Genomic DNA, 22,299 nt, shown 5'->3' on the forward strand with positions numbered 1-22,299 from the left:
TTAGAATCCCAAGCTAGACAGCAGATCGTCCACATCATCCTGACCATTGACCACATCGGCACGAGCCTCGGGGTTCATGATAGGGCCCTCTGCTTCAATCCCGTTGACAGGAATACTACGAGTTGAATGCTCAGCAGAAGCCTCACCAAACATGGTCAGCATTTCTATTAATTTTGTTTCAACTTCCTGAACAAGCTTGATGACCTTGCGGATCATCTGACCTGTCAAATCCTGAAAATCTTGTGCCATCAGGATTTCTGTCAGCAGTTGCCGTAATTTATCGGCATCAGACTCTGAAGCCTTAATAAAATCATCAAGTTGGTGACATAAGGATTTGAACTGCCCCACGCTCATGTCACGAGACATCAGGGCATTCCAGTTCGGCATCACCAGCTGGATATTGTCATTCAGGCGATCCGCTATCGGCAAACTGGCTTCCACCGCATCCATTGTGCGATTGGCCGCTTTGTCGGTCATATCGATAACGTAGCTCAAGCGCTCCCGAGCATCGGGAATATCATGAGTAGCCAAATCGGGAATACGGGGATCAAGGCGAAATTCTTGAAGTGAATCATGCAGTTGTCGGGTCAGCTGACCTACTTTTTCAAACAGATCGGCTGCGTTGGGGGCACATACTTCGGCAAGCAGTTCATCGGCCAGCTCAAATTCGCCTTGCTCCAGATGAGCAACAAGCATCCTTGCCTGGTCGAGCGAAATCATTGCTCTCGTTTTGGCCATCATCCCTGCAGCTCCTTAGCCAATTCGTTCGAAAATTTTGTCGAGTTTTTCTTTGAGCGTTGCTGCGGTGAAGGGCTTGACGATGTAACCGTTGACGCCAGCTTGGGCGGCTTCAATGATCTGCTCACGTTTGGCTTCAGCAGTTACCATCAGTACCGGCAGATGCTTGAGCTTCTCATCGACACGGATGGCTTTAAGCAGGTCAATACCTTGCATGCCAGGCATGTTCCAGTCGGTAACTACAAACTGAAAATCACCATTTTTCAGCATCGGCAGCGCTGTATTGCCGTCATCCGCCTCATGGGTATTGTTGAATCCCAAGTCGCGCAGCAAGTTCTTGATAATCCGGCGCATCGTTGAAAAATCGTCAACAATGAGGATTTTCATGTTCTTGTCCAAAATTCCCTCCTAAATAGCCACCAGAGTGGCTCACTTACATGATGCTAAAAACGGGTTGTGTCGTGCGGATTATGCCTTAGAGTTTCATCTCAGTGTAGCCAGTACAAACACTTATAGATGCCAATCTCTCAAACGAGCACGCAATCTGTGCATTGCCTGACTGTGGATCTGGCTCACACGCGACTCGCTGACATTCAAAACCTCGCCAATTTCACGCAAATTCAGCTCTTCATCGTAGTAAAGAGAGAGAACCAAAGCTTCTCTCTCTGGTAGACGACCAATTTGCTCGGATAATTGAATCTGAAATCGCTCGGCAGCCAATTCATCGAATCCCGAGCCTGAAGGGGCATCATCGGGGTTGCCGATCACATCCTCGCTGACTCCCAAATCTTCGATGCCGATAATTTTGCCGCAGGAGACGTCTTGCAGCATCGCATGGTAATCAGCGATGGAGACCCCCATCTCGGCAGCAACCTCGGTATCTCGCGCGTCACGCCCGTGAGTCTGCTCGACATTCTCGATCGCTTCTGCAATAGCCCTGCTGTTGCGATGCACTGAACGGGGCACCCAGTCACCACGCCGGATCTCATCCAGCATGGCGCCACGGATGCGGATCCCGGCATACGTCTCGAAGCTTGCTCCCTTGCTACCGTCAAAGTTGCGGGAGGCTTCAAGCAGCCCAATCATACCTGCCTGGATCAGGTCATCCAGCAAGACACTGCTGGGCAGGCGAGCCAACAAATGCTGGGCAATTCGCTTGACCAGGGGAGCATGACGCTCCACCAGCACGTAGGAATCCTGATGACGCAAGTACGCTTGGGCTTTATTCACGGGAACCTTCCTGTGTTGTGGCCGGTTTCTGCAACAAATTTTCCAGGAAAAACTCCAGATGGCCGCCCGGCTGGTTGGGAACCGGCCAGCTCGCAGCCTTGTTGGCAAGGGCCCGGAACGCCAGTGCGGCCGGCGACTTGGGAAACGCCTCGACAATCAGCTTCTGCTTGCGCACGGCGGCACGCAGATTGGTGTCATAAGGTACACAGGCGACCAGCTCCAGCGAAGTGTCGAGGAAACGATCCGTGACCCGGGTCAGTTTGGCAAAGAGCTCCTGCCCTTCCCGCAGACTGCGCACCATATTGGCCACCACCTTGAAACGAAACACGCCGTGATCCTTGGAGAGGATCTTGATGAGGGCGTAGGCATCGGTGATGGAGGTCGGCTCATCGCAGACCACCACCATGATGTCCTGAGCTGCTCGGGTAAAGCTCAGCACCATGTCGGAGATCCCCGCAGCCGTATCCACCAGCAGAATGTCGACCTGGGTCTTCATCTCGCTGAAGGCGCGTATAAGCTCGGCATGCTGCACCGGAGAAAGCTCGACCATGGACTGGGTGCCCGAGGTCGCAGGCACGATCATCATGCCGTAAGGGCCTTCGACAATGATGTCATCGATGGTGCACTCACCCGCCAGGACATGAGAGAGGTTGCGATGAACCCGCAGCCCCAGCATGACGTCGACGTTGGCCAGACCCAGGTCGGCATCCAGCACCATCACCCGCTTGCCTTGGGCAGCCATGGCTCCGGCCACGTTCAGGGTCACGTTGGTCTTGCCCACGCCACCTTTACCACCGGAAACGGCGATTACTTTTACTCGATTGTTTTGACGCATTTTGCGCAGACCACTCGCCTGATCCATATACATGTTACTCATAAAACTCCGAATCTTCGGCCTCGCCAAAGCCTGCGCCCCAGAAATAGGGCTCCTCTGTTTCTCGCTCCAGCGAGCCCATGGCAGCCCCGACGAGCTGCGCCGCATTGGCAACCTGAATATCTTCCGGAACCCTTTGTCCGTCAGTGATATAGCTGATGGGCAATGAATTCTGGATACACACGTTAATCACTTCGCCCAGATTCAGACTTTCATCCAATTTGGTAAGTATGCAGCCGCTTAATGGAATACGCCGGAAATGGTCAACCGCCTCCTGCATCACCCGACGCTGGGAAGTTGCCGACATCACCAGATAACTGCGGATCCGCACCTTGGCATTCTTGACCAGGGTATCGAGCTGCTCGGTCAGGCGGATATCCCGCTGGCCAACCCCGGCCGTATCGATAAGTACCAGCCGACGGTGGCGGAACTGATAAAGGGCATTGGCCAGCTCTTCGGCATCACGCACCTGCCGTACCGGGCAACCCATGATGCGGCCATAGGTCTGCAGCTGTTCATGGGCACCAATCCGGTAGTTGTCGGTGGTGATCAGCGCCACCTGCTCGGCGCCATACTTCATGGCGAAACGGGCAGCCAGCTTGGCGATGGTAGTGGTTTTGCCCACCCCGGTCGGGCCAAGCAGCGCAACCGCGCCGCCCTGACGCATGATCTCGTCCTCACTGATCTTGAGCTGGGCCGTCAGCACCTCGGCCAACTGGGCCATCGCCTGATGGATGGACATATCTTCGGGGATCAGTCCCGCAAGTTGATCGGCAAACGCATCATCAAAGCCCAGTTTCTTGAGCTCCTTGATCAACAGGGCCCGCATCGGTTCGCGGCGCTCCACCTCTTGCCACATCAGTCCGGAGATCTGGTGCTCCAGCAATTTGCGGATGCTGGCCATCTCCTTGCGCATCCCTTCCATCTCCTGATCCCGCTGGGCAGGTTGAGGGGGGCGCTGGCCGGACGCAACCCGGGCCTTGGGCTTGGCAGGTTCGGGAGCTGCGCCCCACTGCCCCTGCTCGGCCAATGTTCTGGGCGCTGCATTGGCAGCGGCCAGACCGGCCGATTGGGTATTGCCCATTGGCGCCCCATTGCCCGGCTTGAGCTTCTGCTGGCGCGCCAGCAAGGCGGCCAAGGTATCGGCATAATGTTCGTTCTGCTCCTTCGCCGGCGTCGGCTCGGGGCGGATCATCTGCCGTGCAGCAGACGAAATATTGACGCTCTCATCGTTCAGCTGACGGCGAACCGGCGCATCTTTGGGCCCCGGGACCTGGGATTGATAATCGACTGCGGCGACTATCTCTACCCCTCCGGTGACCTTCTTGTTGGACATGATGACGGCGTCAGGCCCGAGAGTCTCCTTGACCTCGGCCAGAGCCGTTCGCATATCCTTGGCAAAAAACCGCTTAATCTTCACCCGTCGTCTCCGCTAACTAGTTCTGCCCTACCGCACTGACGATGCGGATCTGCTTGTCGTCGGGCACTTCCTGATAAGACAGAACGCGCAATCCAGGAATGGCATTCTTGACAAATTTTGCCAGGGTATTGCGCAAGATCCCCGATGTCAGAAGCACGGCCGGTTGGCCTTCCAATTCTTGTCGTTGAGTGGCTTCCACCAGCGAACGCTGCATCCGCTCTGCCAGACCCGGTTCAATACCGGCACCATCACCACCACCTGCCTGCAGGGATTGATGCAATATACGTTCCAATTCCGGCGCCAAGGTAATCACCGGCAGCTCGGGATCGGGGCCTGCAATCTCCTGCACAATCAGGCGACGCAGGGCAATCCGGCAAGCGGCCGTGAGCACTTCCGGATCCGGACTGCGCGGCGCGTATTCAACCAGGGTCTGCAGGATAGTGCGCATATCGCGGATTGGCACGCCTTCATTGAGCAAATTCTGCAATACCTTCACAAGGTTACCCATGCTGATCACTTCCGGCACCAGCCCTTCGACCAGCTTGCTCTGATGTTTGCCAATCATGTCGAGCAGTTGTTGTACCTCGTCATGCCCCAGCAGCAGAGCCGCATGGTTGGTCAGGATCTGGCTCAGATGGGTAGCCACCACGGTCGCGGTATCCACCACCGTATACCCCAGTGTCTGTGCCTGAGAGACCATCTCCTTGGCAACCCAGACCGCTTCAAGTCCGAAGGCGGGATCCCGGGTCGCTATCCCCTGGATCTGGCCGAACACCTGCCCCGGATTGATGGCCATCTCCTTATCATGGTAGACATTGGCCTCGCCGGTACTGACCCCCATCAAGGTGATGCGGTATTGGTTTGGCGCCAGATCCAGGTTGTCGCGAATGTGGACGGCTGGGACCAGAAAACCCAGCTCTTGCGAGAGTTTCTTGCGCACCCCTTTGATCCGGTTGAGCAGTTCGCCACCCTGATTGCGATCCACCAGCGGGATCAGTTGATAACCCACTTCCAGCCCGATGATGTCCACCGGCATCACATCGTCCCAGCTCAGCTCTTTCTGCTCATGGGGTTGTTCGGCAGTGGCAGGCAGCAGCTCACCCTTGGCCGCTTTGGCGGCCGCCAGTTTCTCTCGGCGCAGCAACCACCAGGCGCCAGCGGCGGCAAGAGCCCCCAGACTCAGGAAGGCGAAATGCGGCATCCCCGGCACCAGTCCCATCATCAGCAGAATACCGGCAGAGATGATCAGAGCTTTGGGATTGTCAAACAGCTGACCCAGCACCGCGGTTCCCATATCCTGATCGGTATTCTGACGGGTCACTATGATGGCGGCTGCAATTGAGAGCAGCAGGGAGGGGATCTGCGCCACCAGACCGTCACCGATGGCCAACAGGGTATAGATCTCGGCAGATTCGCTGAAGGTCAGCTGGTGCTGCATCATCCCGATGATGAAGCCGCCGATGATGTTGATAAAGAGGATCATGATGCCCGCAATGGCATCCCCTTTGACAAACTTGGAGGCACCATCCATGGAGCCGTAGAAGTCAGCTTCCTGGGTTACATCCTGACGACGCTTCTTCGCCTCTTCCTGATTGATAAGGCCGGCGCTCAAATCGGCATCGATGGCCATCTGTTTGCCCGGCATCGCATCAAGGGTAAAACGGGCACTCACTTCCGCGATCCGCCCGGCACCCTTGGTAATGACCACAAAGTTGATGATCATCAGGATGGTGAAAACGATGATGCCGACCGCATAGTTGCCGCCGATCACCACGTTACCGAACGCCTCGATCACATGGCCGGCCGCCGCACTACCATTATGACCTTCCAGCAACACCACCCGGGTCGAGGCGACGTTCAACGCCAACCGCAGCAGGGTAGCGAGCAGCAGTACGGTCGGGAAGGCAGCAAATTCGAGGGGGCGGCGGGTATAGACGGATACCAGCAGCACCACGATGGAGAGGGCAATGTTGAAGGAGAAGAGCACATCCAGCATCAACGGCGGGATGGGCAACACCACCATGCCGAGCGCGGCCAATACCAGCAGAGGGGTGCCAAGGCCTTTGCCCAAAACTCCCCGGTACTCTTTGAACTGGCCCAATACTGCCTTGAATTCCATCGCGCTTCTCAATTTCAACCTGCTGGTGCCAGATTAAAGCAAACATCAAGCCAACAATACAAGACATTGAAATGCAATGGATTTATTTTGACTACGTCAGAACTTTGTCATTTTCGATATTCGGTCGGAATGGGCAGATCTTTAGCCAGCGGCTGGGGACGGCGCCCCTGACCACGACGGAATTTCTTAAGCTGGAAGACATAGGCGAGCACCTGGGCAACCGCCGCAAACAGCCCTTCCGGGATCTCGTGGCCCAGCTCGGTTGAGTGGTAAATAGCCCGGGTCAAGGCTGGTGACGGCATGATGGGGATCTCGTACTCTCTGGCGATCTCCCTGATCTTCATTGCAATTTCATCTGTGCCCTTGGCCACGACCTTGGGCGCGGCACCGGGTTTGCCCGCATCATACTTGAGCGCTACCGAGTAGTGGGTCGGGTTGGTGATCACCACATCAGCCTTGGGTACATCCCCCATCATTCGACGCATCGCCATCTGCATCTGCAACTGGCGGATCTTGCCCTTTACCTCGGGCTTGCCTTCGCTGTCCTTGAACTCGTCCTTGACCTCCTGCTTGGTCATCTTGAGCTGACGCATGTGGTTCCACTGCTGGAACGGCACGTCGATGGCAACGATGGGAAGCAGGGCGCAGCAGAGGATGATCAACATCCAGAGAAACAACTCCAGCGCATCGATAATACCGCCGGGGAAACCCTCCATGGAGAGGTTGAGCAGGTGATTGAACTGGCTGGATAACATCCACCAGGCAAACAGGGTGATGAACACCACCTTGGCGATGGATTTGACCAGCTCAATCAGTGACTGCACCCCGAACATTCGCTTGATGCCGCTGAGTGGACTCAGCTTGCTCATCTTGGGCATCATGGCTTCAGTGGAGAAGTTCATCCCCCCCATCAGGGTGTTGCCGATAAAAGCGGCAATCGCCACCAGTGCAAACAAGAGTCCCAGCGGAAGCACCAGTTCCCCCAGCAGCGCCGGCACCATAGCGATCATGGCATTGGGATCGAAGGCCTGCTCCCGATCCAGGGTAAAACCCATGGTGACAACCTTGACCATGGCGGTCGCCAGCGAGCCCTTGAGCATCAACAGGCCAAAGACCGCCGAGAGCAGAACGCTGGCGGTCCCCAGCTCTTTTGAACGTGCAATCTGCCCTTTTTCACGGGCCTGTTGCAGTCGTTTGCCCGTGGGTTGTTCGGTACGTTCCTGGTCGGTATCAGCCATGAGCACCCCCGAAGCACTGGGTGTTGATCAGCTCGCAGCTAACCTCCTGCACCCGCTCCCACATGATGTCGAAGTGACCGAGGAACCCACCGATAGTGAGCCAGAGGATGAGCAGACCCGACATCATGCTGACCGCAAAACCGATACTGAAAATATTGAGTTGCGGCGCCGCCCGGGTCATGACACCAAAGGCGAAGTTGATTAGGAGCAAGGCGACGATGGCTGAGAGCGACATCACCAAAGCAGCCTGATACATCACACCCAGAAACGCACTCAGGGTTTTCATGGATGAAACCGAGAGACCGTGCTCGGAGACAGGCAGTGTCTCGAAACTAAGAATGACCAGCCGCAGCATCACCAGATGACCATCCAGCGCCAGAAACACCAGGGTCGCCAGCATCAGATAAAACTGACCGACCACGGGGGCCGACTGGCCATTCATCGGGTCCACCAGGGTGGCAAAACCCAGACTGGTCTGCATAGCGATGACCTGACCGGCCATCACGAAGCTCTCCATAAGAAACTGGGTCATCAGGCCGAGGGCAATACCGATGAGCAGCTGCTGGCCCAATACCAGAAAACTGCCGACAGAGAAGAGCTCGATAGGGGGCATTTTCGGAAGCAGCGGGGCAATCAGAAAGGTGATGGCAAGAGCCAGCCCCATCCGTACCCGCGCAGGAGCAAGGCGGCTGCCGAACACCGCCATCACCATCAGCAGGCTGCTCACCCGCGCCAGCGGCCAGAGGATGGAAGACAACCACTCCATGATCAGAGCGGTTGTGTAGGTCATCCCACCACCTCGGGGATTTGATTGACCATCAGTATGAAGAAGTCCATCAGACTCTGCATTCCCCAGTGAGCACCAATTCCCAAGGCTAGCAGGGTCACGATAAGACGGGGCAGAAAGCTCAGGGTCTGTTCGTTGATGGAGGTGGCCGCCTGAAAAATGGCTACCACCAGCCCGATAGCGAGGCTGGGCAGGATCACGGCACACACCATGATGGTCACCAGCCAGAGCGCCTCGCGAAAGACGTCGACAAAGGTTTCAGGACTCATGTTCGGGCTCCTTGCGCTCGACCGGCTAACCGGCACCCAGTCCGAAACTGTTGGCCAGTGACCCCAGAATGAGGTTCCAGCCATCCACCATCACAAACAGCATCAGCTTGAAAGGCAGCGAGACAATCATCGGCGAGAGCATCATCATCCCCATCGCCATCAGGATACTGGCGACCACCAGATCGATGACCAGGAACGGCAGGAACAGCATAAAACCAATCTGGAAGGCGGTTTTCAGCTCGCTGGTGACAAACGCCGGGATCAGCACTCGTAGCGGCACATCGGCAGGTTTCTCCACCTGCACGTTGGCGATCTCCATAAAGGTGTTGAGATCCTTGATGCGGGTCTGGGCCAGCATGAACTGATGGATGGGCAACTCGGCCCGCTCCAGCGCATCCTTTCCCTGAATGGTCTCGGCCAGATAGGGCTGCAACGCCTCATCATTGATGCGATCCAGCACCGGCGACATGATGAAGAACGACATGAACAGGGCGATGCCGATCAACACCTGGTTGGAAGGACTCTGTTGCAGACCGATCGCCTGGCGCAAGATACCCAACACCACAATGATGCGGGTAAACGAGGTCATCATGATCACCATGGCCGGCAAGAAGGAGAGCGCGGTCATCAGCGCCAGCACTTGCAGGGTCAGGCTGTACTCCTGAGAGCCATCCCCCATGGTCTTGACGGTCACCGCCGACATGGCGTCCTGTGCCAGTGCAGGCCAGGAGCAAAACAGTGGTATCAGCAGGCTGACCAGCAGCCCCGTTTTCAGCCATAAGCCGTTAGCTTTTTTCATGCTTGCCCATCAATTTGCCAAGCTGCTGGGAAAACGCCTGCGGCTGGTTTTCATCCAGCGGCTCCTCCAGCCGGTAGAGAAAGTTGATCTGCTGCGGTGTTACGCCGACCAGCAGTTGCTGTTCGCCCACCTTGACCACCAGCAGCTTCTCTTTGTAACCCACCGGCAACGAGGCGATGACCCGCATCTGGCCGCCCCCAATGGCGGTCGCCAGCTTGCTCTTCTTGAGCAGAAAGCCCAGCACCAGAATGAGACCAATCACCATCAGACTTGAGAGCAACCAGGAGCTCAGACTAGGCACGTTGGCAGATGCCGCTGTCTCGGCAAAGGCCGGAACAGGCAGCAATAACAACAGGAGGCGCATCATTTGAGCTTCTTGATCCGTTCAATCTGGCTTATGACGTCGGTCAGGCGAATACCGAACTTGTCGTTTACCACCACCACCTCGCCGTGAGCGATCAGGGTGCCGTTGACCAATACGTCCAGCGGCTCGCCAGCAACCCGATCCAGCTCCACCACCGAGCCCTGGTTAAGCTGCAACAGGTTGCGGATGCTGATCTGGCTGCGGCCCACCTCCATGGCGATGGTGACCGGAATATCGAGAATGGTGTCGAGCTTGCGACGCTCCTCGGCACTGATGGGGGCATCATCTTTCAACTCTTCCAGCGGGGCTGGCTTGGCTTCCGCCGTCACCTGCTCCTCCAGAGCCGCAGCCCAGGCATCAGCCATCAGATCCTCTTCCTCAGTTCCGCTCATCTTGTTTCCTTATGCTACTTCGTGACCGTTTACCGTAATAAACCGTCAATTATCGCTGTTGATCTTCGATACTGCGCTCGAGCTCTTCCAGCTCGGCCTCGCCATCAATTCGTACCCCGCCCCGGGTCACCAGATGCATCTCCGTCTTGACCCCTTCCGGACGTTTGAGCTTGTCGGTGATCTTGAGCGCCACATTATCCTTGGTGCGGCCCATCTTGGCGTGGAAAGTGGGCAAGTCCTCCACAAAAACCAGCAGATTTTCCGGCATATCGACGGGAATGATATCGCCGGGTCGCAGCTCCATCAGTTCACGCAGGGTGAGTTCTGTCTCCAGCAGCTTGGCCCGCAGCTCCACCTTGACGTCCATGATCTCGTCACGCAGCGCCTTGCTCCAACGTACGTCGGTATCCCCCTTGTCACTCTGCACACCGGCATCCAGCAGCTCGCGGATCGGTTCCAGCATGGAATAAGGCATCGCCACGTGGAAGTCGCCGCCGCCACCATCGAGCTCGATGTGGAACGAGCTGACCACGATCACCTCGGTCGGGCTGACGATGTTGGCCATTGCCGGGTTCACTTCGGAGTCGAGATACTCGAACCCCACGTCCATCACCGGCGCCCAGGCATCCTTGTAATCCTCAAACACCAGTTTGAGCAGCATCTGGATAATGCGCCGCTCGGTCGGGGTAAATTCGCGCCCTTCAATCTTGGCGTGATAACGGCCATCGCCACCGAAGAAGTTCTCCACCAGGATGAAGACCAGTCGGGCCTCCATGGTGATGAGTGCCGTCCCCTTGAGCGGGCGGAACCGCACCATGTTGAGACTGGTCGGCACAAACAGGGTATGAACATACTCGCCAAACTTGAGCATCTGCACCCCGTTGATGGAGACCTCGGCGGTACGACGCATCATGTTGAACAGGCTGATCCGCATATGGCGGGCGAAACGTTCATTCACCAGCTCCAGCGTCGGCATGCGACCACGGACGATGCGGTCCTGGGAGGAGAAGTCAAACTGGGCTACGCCGGGGTCTCCAGCGCCGCCTATCTCTTCCTCTTCGACATCATCGACACCGTGCAAGAGGGCATCAATTTCGTCCTGACTTAACAGATCGCTCACGCTTCACCTACTGCATTACAAAGCCGGTAAACAGCACTTGTTCGATAACGGGGGAAGAGACCAGGTCCTTGAGCACCCGACGGCACTCTTCCAGTGAATCCTTGCGCAGCTTCTCCTTGCCTTCAAAGGTCATCAGCTGTTCGGCACTGGCTGCGCTGAATACCCGCAGCAAGGTGCCTTCAATCAGGGGGATATTCTGTTTGGCCAGCGTCTCGTCGGCGGTACCGCGCACCATCAGCTGGATCTTGATCTGCACCAGTCGATCTCGCTGGGCACCTGCAACGTTGAAGACAAAGGGGCGCGGCATACCGACATAGAGGGAAGGTTTAGGCGCTTCCTCCTTGGGTGCGGCCTCGGCACCTTCCGCCGCTTCAGCGGGCGGTTTATCGGAGCCGGAGAGCATCAGGAAGGCGCCAGCACCACCACCGCCCAGCAAAATAACCGCTAGGGCAATGATAATGATCAGCTTCTTTTTCTTGCCCGCAGCCGGGTCTTTTAGCGTCAACTCGTTATCGTCAGCCATCCCTTGTCCACCCTAGTCTCAAACTTGTTCGATATCATAAACTTACTCGGGATTGCATCAAGCATAGAAATCAATTCCGGAACCGTTTGTCGATTCCACCAGCAAACTGGGGTTGGAAGTGGTGAGTTCCCCTTCAACCAGCCCGTTACCGGACCGCTGCTGACCACTACTCTGACCTTGCTGCCCCTGCCCGTTAAAGGTGGGCTGGCCCTGTTGCTGCTGTTGTTGCGACTGCTGCTGCACCTGCGTCTGACCAAGCTGGATCCCCTGCCCTGCCAGCATGTCACGCAGCCGGGGCATCGCCTGCTCCAGCATCTCGCGGGTCTGTCCATGTTGTACCACAAAATGGACGTTGGCCTGGCTGTCGGCTCCCATCTGGATCTGGATCTTCATCTTGCCAAGGCCGAGGGGGTCGAGCTGAATTTCCGCCTGTTGCAGTTTTTCGGCCAGCATCACATTGACCTTCTGGTGCAATTCGGCAGGCGCTTCCTGACTGGCCAGTTTCAAATGGGGTAAATTCTGCGGCTCACGGCGCAGCGTTGTCTCAGCGGCGGGCGCCCGGCTATCGGCTACCTGTGGCTGAGTTTGGCTGTTTTGGCCATGCTGAACAGTCTGGTTCTGGCTGCTCTCACCGCTCGATGTCGCCGCAACCAGGCTCTTCTCCGCCTCACCGGCCTTCGGTTTTACCTCAAGCGAAACCGCTTTGCGCACCTCGTCGGTGCCGGTCACTTCCATCTGCTTGATGCCGGCTGAAATGGTCGACAGCGGCGCTTGCGGCCCTTGAGATTCAGCCTGTGCCAACACCTGCTGCGGCGCCACCATCACGGGGGCGGCAGCACTATCGGTCTGAGCCGTCGCAGTTGCCGTTACGCTGCTCTGGGCTGCGGCACTTTCTGCGGCACTTTGCGCCGTCGTCACGGGCGCCGAACCTTGATTGGCGGCGGTGGCTGGCTGCAGGCTTCCCTCGGCAGCACTCTTTTCTGCCCCCTTGCCAGCTACCCCACTTCCATCCGCAGTTGCTGAAGTAGTTGCAGCGCCCGCCTCAGGCTGCTTGAGCCCCTCGCTGAAGGCCTTGAGCGCAGCCCCCTGAGTCGCGGCTTGCGTCGCCTGCCCCTTGTTAGTCAAAGCATTACTGGCGGCGAGATCGGATTTGCTGTCGCCAGCCTCTTTTGTTGCGAGAGACTCCGCTGATTTGGCGGCGCTTGCCGACTCATCGACCGGCAGCACCTTGGCCAGCAGGGCCATCCGCTCTGCCCCCGTGAGGGGCTTGGTCTGCTTGCCATCCGCTCCGAGGGTTTCGCCCTTGGCAGAGGCTTTCTCCCCGGACTGCCCATCCGCAGTGGTGGCGGCATCTTCACCTTCAGAGGAGAGAACGGCAGAAGAGGCATCGCCCTGCGTCACCACTCGCGCCGCAGAGGACGATACCGTGGTATCAAGAGTCGAGTTGGCGGTCGTCGCCAGCGGCGACTGCGCCCCGGTCTGACCGGCAAGCTGTTGGGCAATCCTGGCAGCGGCAGGAGTCTGCTCGCTTTCATCAAGCGCAATCCCCTCCAGCTCACCCTCTTGCGGCAACGGATTGCCGTCTACCGCAGTGGCGCTCTGTTGGGCCGCCACCGCCAGCTGGGGAGTCACTAGCGAGGTATCGAGCTTGAGGGAGTCTTGCAGGCGCAGCAGAAAGTCGGTGGCAGGGACCTCACCCACCTTGTTGTCGGCGTCAGGATCCTGCTCCTTGCTGGTCTCCTCTTTGGGAGAGGCGCTCTCGGTCGCCAAAGATTTGGCTGATCGGACATGGTTACCGCCCTGAGTGGCTTCGGGGGTGCCCTGCTCGCTGTTCCGGGCCTTGGCAATCAGGGTGGCGAAATCACCCTTGCTGTCGCTGCCGGTTCCCCCATCGATACTTTTGCTCTCGACGGAACCGCTCAGAGGCGCTTTGTCCAACCCGTTGGCCGCAGCCGAAGGCGTTTGTGTCAACAGTGTCTGCATCATGATGGGATCCCTGAATTCTGGTGGCCCCCAGTGAGATGGCCGCCGACAATGTCCATATCAAAGCAAGTTACAGGCCAGCTTGATGAAAGCGTCGCAACATAGCGTACTCATCCAGCATCTTCTGCTCCTGACGCTGGGCTTTCTGCTGCTCGCGGCTCGCCTGCTTCTCCAGCAACAGCTCTACCGCCTTGCGCCGCTGCTGGGCAGCCAGCCACTCTTCACGGCGCTGTTCCAGCGCCTGACGCACCTGCAACACCCCTTCGTACTGCTGGGTCGCTGCCTGTTCGAGTTTGTTGATAAAGGCGTGATACTGGGTGTTTTGCTGGGGTGAGATCCCCTGCAGGCCGCGATCGGTCCACTGCTGGTGATAGATCTGGCGGTACTGGTTGAGAGCATTTTGCTGATCCATGAACAGCTTGAGATCCTGCTGCGCCTTCACCAGTGCCAGCGCACACTGCTGCTCCGCTTCCACCAGCCGATCGGCCAACAATACCAACCCTTTACTCATCGTCGACCTCTCTGTTACCGACCATCATCAGCGCATCAATGGCATCGCCACCATCTGCAAGGCTTGCAGGCCATCATCGTAGTGAATGACCTCGCGCATCCCCTGCTGCAAGAACTGATCCAGATAGGGTTTTTGAATGATGGCGCGGTCAATGCGCGGATCGGAACCCTGACTGTAGGCGCCGATGGTGATGAGATCCCGGTTCTGCTGATAGAGGGAGTAGAACTGCTTGAGGGTGCGCGCCAGATCCATATGTTCCGGCGAGGTGACCATAGGCATAACCCGGCTGATGGACTTCTCGATATCGATGGCCGGATAGTGGCCCGCATCAGCCAGCTCGCGCGACAGCACTATGTGGCCATCGAGGATCGCCCGCGCCGCATCGGCAATGGGATCTTGCAGGTCATCCCCCTCGGTCAGGACGGTGAAGAAGGCGGTGATGGAGCCCTGGCCGTCACTGCCGTTACCCGCCCGCTCCACCAGCGCCGGTAATTTGGCAAATACCGAGGGCGGATAACCCTTGGTCGCCGGCGGCTCGCCCACCGCCAGCGCGATTTCACGCTGGGCCTGGGCATAACGGGTGAGAGAGTCCATCAAGAGCAGCACATTAAGCCCCTGATCGCGGAAATATTCTGCAATGGCAAGCGCCGTTTCACACCCCTTGAGCCGCATCAGCGGCGAGGCGTCAGCGGGAGCCGCTACCACCACGGAGCGGGCTCGCCCCTCCTCTCCCAGAATGTCTTCGATAAACTCTTTAACTTCCCGGCCCCGTTCACCGATGAGGCCGACCACCACCACATCCGCCACCGAGCCGCGAGTCATCATGCCAAGCAGCACCGATTTACCGACACCGGAACCGGCAAACAACCCCATCCGCTGGCCCTGACCAACCGTCAGCACGGCGTTGATGGCGCGCACCCCCACGTCCATCGGCTGATGGATCGGGCGGCGAGAGAGCGGGTTGATGCGGTGCTGGGCAAACTGCACGGTCTGGGAGGAGAGAATGGGGCCGAGCCCATCGAGTGGCTGGCCGATGCCGTCGATGACTCGACCTAGCAGGTTCATGCCGACCGGAATACCATGCTCTTCGGTGATGGGCACCACCCGGGCACCGGGGATCACCCCCTTGAGCTGCTCGCTCGGCATCAGATAGAGGCGATCGCCAGAAAAACCGACCACTTCAGCCTCCAGCGTCCCATCAAGGGTATCGATGCGGCAGAGGGCACCGATGGCGGCGCGGCAGCCGATGGCTTCGAGGGTCAGCCCCACCACCCGGGTCAATTTGCCGGCGACCGGCGGTTTGGGGGCGCTGTCGCGTACCTTGTACCCTTGCAACCGGTTCAGTAGCGAGCCGCTCATCTGGCCTCCTGAGAGCTAAAAAGTGCAGCCGGACGGCAACGTCCGGCATCGGTTATGGGCGTGAGTCCTGCGAAGCCGGTTTCTGCGACGCATTGTCCCGCAAGAAGTTGCGCAGCAACTGATCGATGCGCGCGGAGAGGGTCAAATCGATGCTGGAGAGCTCGGTCGCCAGTTGCAGATCGCCGAGGGAGAGGGTGGGATCGCTCTGCAATCGCCAGTGGCGCTTGGCGCACTCGTCGGCGCCAAATGCCTGCTCGATTCGCGCGATATCGTCGGGATGCAACATCAGAGTCACCCCCTGTTCGGCGGCAGGCAGCAAGGCCAGCCCCTCTTTAAGCGCCTCCAGCAGAATGCGGGGGGAGGTCTCCGCTTCGTGACGAATGAGCGCGCGGGCCAGTTGCATCACCAGCGAGACCAACTGCTGCTCCACCGCCTGATCCAGCTCGTTAAGCGGATTGGCAAGGCGGGCGGCGAGCCCCTGCCAGTGGGCAATCTCCTGCTCCACCAGCTCGCGGCCCATGGCCAGCCCCTCCTCGCGCCCCTGTTCGAGACCAGCGGAGTGGCCCTGTTGCAATCCTTCCAGCTTGCCCTCTTCCATCCCCTTGGCATAACCGGACTCACGCCCCTCAGCCATCCCCTCTTCCCAGGCGGCCTGACGGATCGCTTCAAGCTCTTCGGCGGTGATGCTGGGAGCCGGCTCCTGTTCGGGCTCCGGCTCCACCACCTCCTCTTCCTGCTGATACCAGTCAGGGGACAGGCCAAGAGCATTGGTAGGCGCTCCCGCCTCTACCTCGACCTCCATCTCGGGCCAGCCCCAGGTCTCAACCCGGGCATCATCGCCCTCGGGGCGCACATAACCACGCAGTTTGTTATTCATGCTTTGCGCGGCTCCTCACCACTGCCTGATGCGGGCTTGGCATCGCGGTTCTGTTTATGGGCCATGGCTTAGAGGAACTCCTCGCCGCCACCGGCACCCAGCATGATTTCGCCAGCATCCGCCAGACGACGGGCGATGGAGAGGATCTCTTTCTGGGCCGCTTCCACTTCGGAGACCCGGATCGGCCCCATGGCCTCCAGATCGTCTGCCAGCATTTCGGCCGCCCGTTTGGACATGTTCTTGAAGATCTTCTCGCGCATCTGATCGTCGGAGCCCTTGAGGGCACGTTGCAGCAGATCCCCAGGCACTTCCCGCAGCATGGTCTGGATGCCGCGATCGTCCACATCGATGAGGTTTTCGAACACGAACATCAAATCCTGGATCTGCTGGCTCATCTCTTCGTCCGACTCGCGGATGGAGTCCATCAACTGGCCTTCGATATTGGTATCCAGATAGTTCATGATGTTGGCGGCAGCCTTCAGGCCGCCCATCTTGGCTGCCTGGGCACCGGCCGCACCGGCGAACTGTTTCTCCATGATGTCGTTCAACTCTTGCAGTGCCGCCGGTTGTACCTCTTCGAGGTTGGCGATACGCATCACCAGATCGAGGCGCACCTGCTCCGGGAACTGGCTCAGGATCTCGGCGGATTGCTCCGGCTCCAGATAGGAGAGCACGATAGTCTGGATCTGCGGGTGTTCGTTCTGGATGATGCTGGCCACCTGACGGGCATCCATCCACTTGAGCGAATCGAGGCCGCGGGCGCCGGAACCGAGAATGATCTGGTCCACCAGGTTGCTCGCCTTGTCCTCGCCAAGGGCCGCCACCAACGCCTTGCGCACGAAGTCTTCGCTGCCGATACCGATGTTGGTGTACTTCTGGATATCGTCGATGAATTGACGGTGCACCGCCGCCACCCGATCGTGACTGAAGTCAGACATGGAGGCCATCGACATACCGAGCCGCTGCACCTGCTTGGGCTCGAGATGACGGAAGATCTGGGCGGCATCCTCTTCATTGAGGCTCAGCATCAACACCGCAGCCATCTCCATCCCCGACATCTGGTCGAGGATCTGGCGCTGACTGTCGGTGATGTCATTGCCGGTGACTTGACTCTTCTTTTCTTCAGGCATCTTTGTTCGTTACCCATTCTTTAATGACCTGAGCGGCCAGATCCGGCTCGTTCGCCACCAGCGCACGTACCGCCTTGAGCAAGTCTTCGTCACGGTGCAGATCCGGCAGTTTCAGCTGGCCATCGCGGACACCAAATACCTGATCGTTCTCGACTTGTGCTGACAGCAGACTCAACTCGTCGTCGCCACCCAGTACGGTGTGGTTGTCGAAATCCACTTCCCCTTCCGGTTTGGCATCCGGATAGAGCAGTCGTTTGAGCATGGGGCGAACCACGGTGACGATCAAGACGATGATCACCAGTACCGAGGCGGCAATCCGCACCGCACGCCAGAACCAGGGCTGATCGTAGAGCGGCACCTCGGCCACGGTATCCAGCTCTGGGCGATTGAACGGAATCGCGACCACCTCAAGGGTATCACCACGGGTCACATCAAAGCCAAGGCCACCGCTCAGCAAACGGCGCAATGTATCGAGTTCTGCCTGGGTGCGCGCCTCACGGGTCACAGCCCCGTCGGCACCGGGTACTGCTTTGTAATCCACGGCAACCGAGACGGTCATGCGGCGAATGCCACCCATCTGGCGACGGGTATGGCTGACGGTGGTATCCAGCTCGAAGTTGCGGGTCGCCTCTTTGCGGGAACGGCCAGAAGCGGCAGCGCTGGCACCATCACCACCGGTCGCCTCCTCGGGAATATTGGAGGCGGCAGGGGGTTGGTTGGAGAGGGCGCCAGGCACACCACCGTTGCTGCCGCTGGCGCTGTTCTCTTCCATGGTCATTTCGGAGCGCACTGCAGGCAAGTCAGGGTTGTAAGTCTTGCGGGTCTGCTCCTGCTGGGAGAAGTCGAGGGAGAGATCGACTTCCGCCGTATAGTTGTCGGCCCCCAGCACCGGGATCAGGATGGCGTCAATTTTTTGTTTGTACTCCAGCTCCTGCTTCTGCTGCATGGCAAACTCTTTGCGAGTCTGGGCCGAGATCGGGTCTTGCGAGCCGGAGTTGAGCAGACGGCCATTCTGGTCGGTGACGGTGACGCGGGTCGGCTCAAGGCCGTGCACGGCAGAGGCCACCATATCAACGATGGAGTCCACCTCCCCCTGCCCCAGCGCCGCCCCTTTCAGGTTGAGCACCACGGTGGCACTGGGTTTGCGTTCGTTGCGGGCAAACACGTTGTCTTTCGGGATAGCCAGCAGCACCTGGGCCTTGGCCACATTCTGGAACTGCTCGATGGCGCTCGCCAGCTGGCGCTCGCGGCTCAGCTTCAGACGTTCACTCTCCATCCGCTGGCTGACGCCGAAACTGGAATCTTTCAGCAGGATATCTTCACCACCGATGCTGCTATCGGTGGCATTGGCAAGACCGGCACGGGTCAGGGCCAGCTGGATAGTGGGGTAGCTTTCGGCGTTGACCAGCACGCTCTTGCCATCCACCTCGTAGGGGATCTTCTGCTGATCGAGGAAATCGAGAGTCTTCACCAGCTCCTGGGTGGTGTAGGTGCCGAGGGGACGCATGTCCGGCTCCTTGCCCCACAGCAGGATAAACACCGCAATGGCCAGACAGATGGCAAGCCCCAGGATCAGGGTGATTTGCCGCAGCACATCGGTGTTGGACAGGAAGCCCAGCGCCGAACTCTTCTGCTCATTTTCATCGAGGGCGGCGGTGCCCTCATCGTTTATCAGCAGATCGCCGTTTTGGTCAGTAGCCACGATTTATGTCCTTATTGCTGACATGTTCATGATGTTCAGTCGTCATGGTTTATTGGCGTCGCTTATACCGGCATGTTCATGATGGTCTTGTAGGCATCGACCATCTTGTTGCGCACCTGTACCGTGGCTTCAAAGGCGATGGACGATTTTTGGCCCGCGATCATCACCTCGGCCAGATCCACCGACTTGTCACCCATATCGAAACGGGTACGCAGGTCATTGGCGGCCCCTTGCAGCTCGTTGACGTTGCCAAGCGCCTGTTGCAGCAGCTGACCAAAGTCGGAGGTTACCTGACGACCGGGTTGTGCCAGCGGCGTTGCGCCTGCTTCGATCTTGAGCGCCTGCATCTCTTGCATCAGGCTGCTTGCACTAATTTCCATTTTCCATCCCCAGACAAATCATTGACGCTGGCATGCAACAAGCAATTAGAGTGCCAATGCGTTAAAAGCGCGATGCGGATGAGTGGCCAGACCAGGCCGGACGGGTTCGACAACGGCAGGTGGCTCTGATTAAATCCGACTCTGACGCCCACTTTTGCTGGCTGGCAAGGAGTCCGCTCTGGATTATCGCAAACCCGTGTTCAAGGCGATGGACTACATCAGCCACCATCTGGATGACAATCCGGGCCTGGATGAGGTCGCAGCGGCGGCAGCCATCTCCACCTTCCACTTCCACCGTATTTTCAAGACGGTGGTCGGCGAGACCATTGCCGGATTTACCCGGCGCCTGCGTATGGAGCGCGCTGCCCGTCGCTTGCTCGCCTCCCCCCAGAGCGATATCACCACCCTCGCACTGGCCGCCGGGTTCTCCAGCTCGCAGAATTTCGCCAAGGCCTTTCGCCTGCACTTCGCCATGAGCCCCTCGGAATACCGCCAGCAGCAGGGGGGAAACTGGAAAAGCAAGATTGGAAACGATCCCCTTCCCTTTGACACCTATGATGGCCTGGTCATGCACCCGGTCACCGAACACCCGGGTCTGTTGCAGGGGGCTAGCGTCAGGCTGATGCCCGCTCGGCGCGTGGCGTACATGCGCCGCCTGGGCCCCTATGGCAAAGAGACCTGCGAGCAAGCTCATCGGGATTTGCTCGCGCTGTTCACCTCAGACGAGGCGATGACACCGGCGGGTACCCTGAGTCTCTATTGGGATATCCCCGATATCACCGATGAGACCCGTTGCCGTACTGACGTCTGCATCGAGCTGGGGCCAGAGATCCCCGCAGGACGCCAGTTAACCACCCAGATCATCGCCGCGGGCCCCTATGCGGTTTGTCAGTTTATCGCTCGCGGCGATCAACTGGTTGCCTGCTGGGAAACGGCGTTTCGCTGGGTAGTGGGCCAAGGGCTGAACTGCGACGATCGCCCGTGTTACGAGCAATACCACGCAGGCACGGACCCCGACCAGGAGCATTACGTGTTTGATATCTGTATCCCGCTGATCAACCGATAAGCCGATACCTCATTTCCATTTACCCACTTCGGTGCCTTCGGGCACCGAAGCGACGGAGTCATGCCCATGAATATCAAAACGCTGTTTCTCGCCAGCCTGCTGGTAACGCTCCCCGCTGCCGCCAATGCCCAGTCACAGAGCCAGACTCTGATCTTTGGCGGCACCATCTACAGTGGTGATCCGGCGAACCCTCACCCGGAAGCGGTCGGCATTGAAGGTAAAAAGATAGTGGCAGTCGGCAGCTATCAGGAGGTCAGTGCCCGCCTCGGCAACCATGCCAAGCGTCTTGATCTGAAAGGAAAGTACCTGATGCCGGGGCTCGTCGACAGCCATGTTCATGCGGCATTTGCCGGTTTTCAGGGGATGACGGTTAACTTTCCCGATGCCATGAGTGAGGTTGAGCAGGTGCAGCAATTTCTGACCCGCAGCAAGGATGACCCCCGCCTGACACTGGGCGATGTAGAGCTATACAGCAATGTCTCCCTCGACTACTGGCATCAGCTTCCCCTGCTCGATCAGGTGTTCAATGGCCCGCAATACCGGCAGATCCCGGTGGTGCTTGCCGGTTCGGATGCCCACACCGGTTGGGCCAATCAGGCCATGCTGCGCAAGGCTGGCATTGATGCCGACTCCCTTGTCGGTCGTTATGCTCCGCTGAAAGGCAATTTTGGCCTCACCCCATCCGGCAAGCTCAATGGCTTTGCCTCGGAAGGCGGCTGGGATGCCATCCTCAAGGCGCTGCCCCCCGTCAGCGATGAGACGATTGCCAGTGCCATCATGACCGCCGCCAAACAACTCAATCAGGTGGGCATTACCGCCTGGATGGACCCTATCAGCAACATTCGCCCCCTCGCCCCTATCTTCAACGCCGAGCCGGATCGCCGCGATACTGGCCTGCTGCCGGCGTACAGCATGCTCTCCCGGGAAGGCAAGCTGACCGGACATGTGTCCGCACTGGCGCTGGTGGGGATACATGCATCACCCGCCATCATTGATGACGTATTGGCGCTGCAACAGCAGTTTCAAGATGCCCCGGACGTTAAACTGGTGGGGATAAAGATCCTGCAAGATGGTGTCATCGAGTATCCATCCCAGACCGCCAAGTTGAGCGAGCCCTACCTCAACCGTCCCGGTTACAGCGGCAAGGACGATCTGGACAAACAGCGTTTTAACGAGCTGATCCGCACCGCGGATGCTCATCAACTTATCGCTCACTTTCATGCCATCGGCGATCGGGCCGTCCGTGAATCCCTCGATGCCATCGCCTATGCCCGGGCCCACAATCAGGATCACCGCTTGCTGCACAGCATCACCCATCTGGAGGCTTAACCATCCCCTCATATGAGCGAGGCGTGGCGCGGCTTCTGAGGTATGATCGCCATCCTTGACCAGCTAATACCCAACAGACTATCCCCATG

Annotated in this window: 22 protein-coding genes and 1 pseudogene; 2 read left to right on the plus strand and 21 right to left on the minus strand. The window is 58.3% G+C overall.

The window, feature by feature from the left end; translation table 11 throughout:
- The 21 genes from AB5Y90_RS04885 to fliE form a co-directional block, all read right to left on the minus strand.
- Positions 1–741 carry a protein phosphatase CheZ gene (locus AB5Y90_RS04885; protein ID WP_005353668.1) on the minus strand — a complete coding sequence of 247 codons (741 nt, stop codon included), beginning with the start codon at positions 739–741 and terminating at the stop codon, positions 1–3.
- Between the two features lie 12 nt (positions 742–753).
- A complete protein-coding gene (gene cheY / locus AB5Y90_RS04890) occupies positions 754–1,137 on the minus strand; it encodes a chemotaxis response regulator CheY (RefSeq protein ID WP_013723552.1) in 384 nt (127 codons plus the stop codon).
- A gap of 111 nt (positions 1,138–1,248) precedes the next feature.
- The gene (locus AB5Y90_RS04895) at positions 1,249–1,968 is read right to left on the minus strand and encodes an RNA polymerase sigma factor FliA (protein WP_019444723.1); all 720 of its coding nucleotides are present in this window, start codon (positions 1,966–1,968) and stop codon (positions 1,249–1,251) included.
- Complete coding sequence (locus AB5Y90_RS04900; RefSeq protein ID WP_013723550.1) at positions 1,961–2,836, minus strand: MinD/ParA family protein; 876 nt, start codon at positions 2,834–2,836, stop codon at positions 1,961–1,963. The genes AB5Y90_RS04895 and AB5Y90_RS04900 overlap by 8 nt, the downstream gene beginning before the upstream one ends.
- Before the next feature lies 1 nt (position 2,837).
- Positions 2,838–4,262, minus strand: coding sequence for a flagellar biosynthesis protein FlhF (gene flhF, locus AB5Y90_RS04905; RefSeq protein WP_110302520.1), 1,425 nt, complete (start codon positions 4,260–4,262; stop codon positions 2,838–2,840).
- Positions 4,263–4,278: 16 nt separating this feature from the next.
- Positions 4,279–6,381 (minus strand): flagellar biosynthesis protein FlhA, encoded by a 2,103-nt coding sequence (flhA, locus tag AB5Y90_RS04910; protein WP_368166625.1) that lies wholly within the window; start codon positions 6,379–6,381, stop codon positions 4,279–4,281.
- Positions 6,382–6,488: 107 nt separating this feature from the next.
- Positions 6,489–7,619 carry a flagellar biosynthesis protein FlhB gene (flhB, locus tag AB5Y90_RS04915; protein ID WP_110302522.1) on the minus strand — a complete coding sequence of 377 codons (1,131 nt, stop codon included), beginning with the start codon at positions 7,617–7,619 and terminating at the stop codon, positions 6,489–6,491.
- Positions 7,612–8,409, minus strand: a complete 798-nt coding sequence (fliR, locus tag AB5Y90_RS04920; RefSeq protein ID WP_058055733.1) for a flagellar biosynthetic protein FliR — start codon at positions 8,407–8,409, stop codon at positions 7,612–7,614. Before fliR ends, flhB begins: the two co-directional genes overlap by 8 nt.
- Entirely contained in the window at positions 8,406–8,675 is a 270-nt protein-coding gene (gene fliQ, locus AB5Y90_RS04925) for a flagellar biosynthesis protein FliQ (RefSeq protein ID WP_042082491.1), read from the minus strand. Before fliQ ends, fliR begins: the two co-directional genes overlap by 4 nt.
- Before the next feature lie 25 nt (positions 8,676–8,700).
- Positions 8,701–9,474, minus strand: a complete 774-nt coding sequence (gene fliP / locus AB5Y90_RS04930; protein ID WP_368166626.1) for a flagellar type III secretion system pore protein FliP — start codon at positions 9,472–9,474, stop codon at positions 8,701–8,703.
- Entirely contained in the window at positions 9,461–9,841 is a 381-nt protein-coding gene (gene fliO / locus AB5Y90_RS04935) for a flagellar biosynthetic protein FliO (protein ID WP_368166627.1), read from the minus strand. Before fliO ends, fliP begins: the two co-directional genes overlap by 14 nt.
- Positions 9,838–10,230: a flagellar motor switch protein FliN gene (fliN, locus tag AB5Y90_RS04940; protein WP_005298791.1), complete on the minus strand. Its 393-nt coding sequence runs from the start codon at positions 10,228–10,230 to the stop codon at positions 9,838–9,840. Before fliN ends, fliO begins: the two co-directional genes overlap by 4 nt.
- A gap of 49 nt (positions 10,231–10,279) precedes the next feature.
- Positions 10,280–11,350, minus strand: a complete 1,071-nt coding sequence (gene fliM / locus AB5Y90_RS04945) for a flagellar motor switch protein FliM (RefSeq protein ID WP_005334736.1) — start codon at positions 11,348–11,350, stop codon at positions 10,280–10,282.
- Positions 11,351–11,357: 7 nt separating this feature from the next.
- Positions 11,358–11,873 carry a flagellar basal body-associated protein FliL gene (gene fliL, locus AB5Y90_RS04950; RefSeq protein WP_005334744.1) on the minus strand — a complete coding sequence of 172 codons (516 nt, stop codon included), beginning with the start codon at positions 11,871–11,873 and terminating at the stop codon, positions 11,358–11,360.
- A gap of 57 nt (positions 11,874–11,930) precedes the next feature.
- The gene (locus AB5Y90_RS04955) at positions 11,931–13,859 is read right to left on the minus strand and encodes a flagellar hook-length control protein FliK (protein ID WP_368166628.1); all 1,929 of its coding nucleotides are present in this window, start codon (positions 13,857–13,859) and stop codon (positions 11,931–11,933) included.
- 67 nt (positions 13,860–13,926) lie between these two features.
- Complete coding sequence (gene fliJ / locus AB5Y90_RS04960; RefSeq protein WP_151285827.1) at positions 13,927–14,367, minus strand: flagellar export protein FliJ; 441 nt, start codon at positions 14,365–14,367, stop codon at positions 13,927–13,929.
- Between the two features lie 27 nt (positions 14,368–14,394).
- The gene (fliI, locus tag AB5Y90_RS04965) at positions 14,395–15,726 is read right to left on the minus strand and encodes a flagellar protein export ATPase FliI (RefSeq protein WP_005334747.1); all 1,332 of its coding nucleotides are present in this window, start codon (positions 15,724–15,726) and stop codon (positions 14,395–14,397) included.
- Positions 15,727–15,778: 52 nt separating this feature from the next.
- Complete coding sequence (fliH, locus tag AB5Y90_RS04970) at positions 15,779–16,603, minus strand: flagellar assembly protein FliH (RefSeq protein ID WP_368166629.1); 825 nt, start codon at positions 16,601–16,603, stop codon at positions 15,779–15,781.
- A 68-nt stretch (positions 16,604–16,671) separates the two neighbouring features.
- A complete protein-coding gene (fliG, locus tag AB5Y90_RS04975) occupies positions 16,672–17,733 on the minus strand; it encodes a flagellar motor switch protein FliG (protein WP_005334749.1) in 1,062 nt (353 codons plus the stop codon).
- Positions 17,726–19,435, minus strand: a complete 1,710-nt coding sequence (gene fliF / locus AB5Y90_RS04980) for a flagellar basal-body MS-ring/collar protein FliF (RefSeq protein ID WP_042054467.1) — start codon at positions 19,433–19,435, stop codon at positions 17,726–17,728. Before fliF ends, fliG begins: the two co-directional genes overlap by 8 nt.
- Positions 19,436–19,497: 62 nt before the next feature.
- On the minus strand, positions 19,498–19,815 hold the full coding sequence (fliE, locus tag AB5Y90_RS04985) for a flagellar hook-basal body complex protein FliE (RefSeq protein ID WP_005362062.1): 318 nt from the start codon (positions 19,813–19,815) through the stop codon (positions 19,498–19,500).
- A gap of 154 nt (positions 19,816–19,969) precedes the next feature.
- Between fliE and AB5Y90_RS04990 the strand changes: the two genes are divergently transcribed.
- On the plus strand, positions 19,970–20,881 hold the full coding sequence (locus AB5Y90_RS04990) for a GyrI-like domain-containing protein (RefSeq protein WP_307896389.1): 912 nt from the start codon (positions 19,970–19,972) through the stop codon (positions 20,879–20,881).
- A 66-nt stretch (positions 20,882–20,947) separates the two neighbouring features.
- Positions 20,948–22,204 (plus strand): annotated as a pseudogene (locus tag AB5Y90_RS04995) (amidohydrolase); the annotation flags it as partial.
- Positions 22,205–22,299: the final 95 nt, after the last annotated feature.

Source organism: Aeromonas sp. R4-1, from assembly GCF_040908325.1.
Classification (GTDB): Bacteria; Pseudomonadota; Gammaproteobacteria; order Enterobacterales; family Aeromonadaceae; genus Aeromonas; species Aeromonas veronii.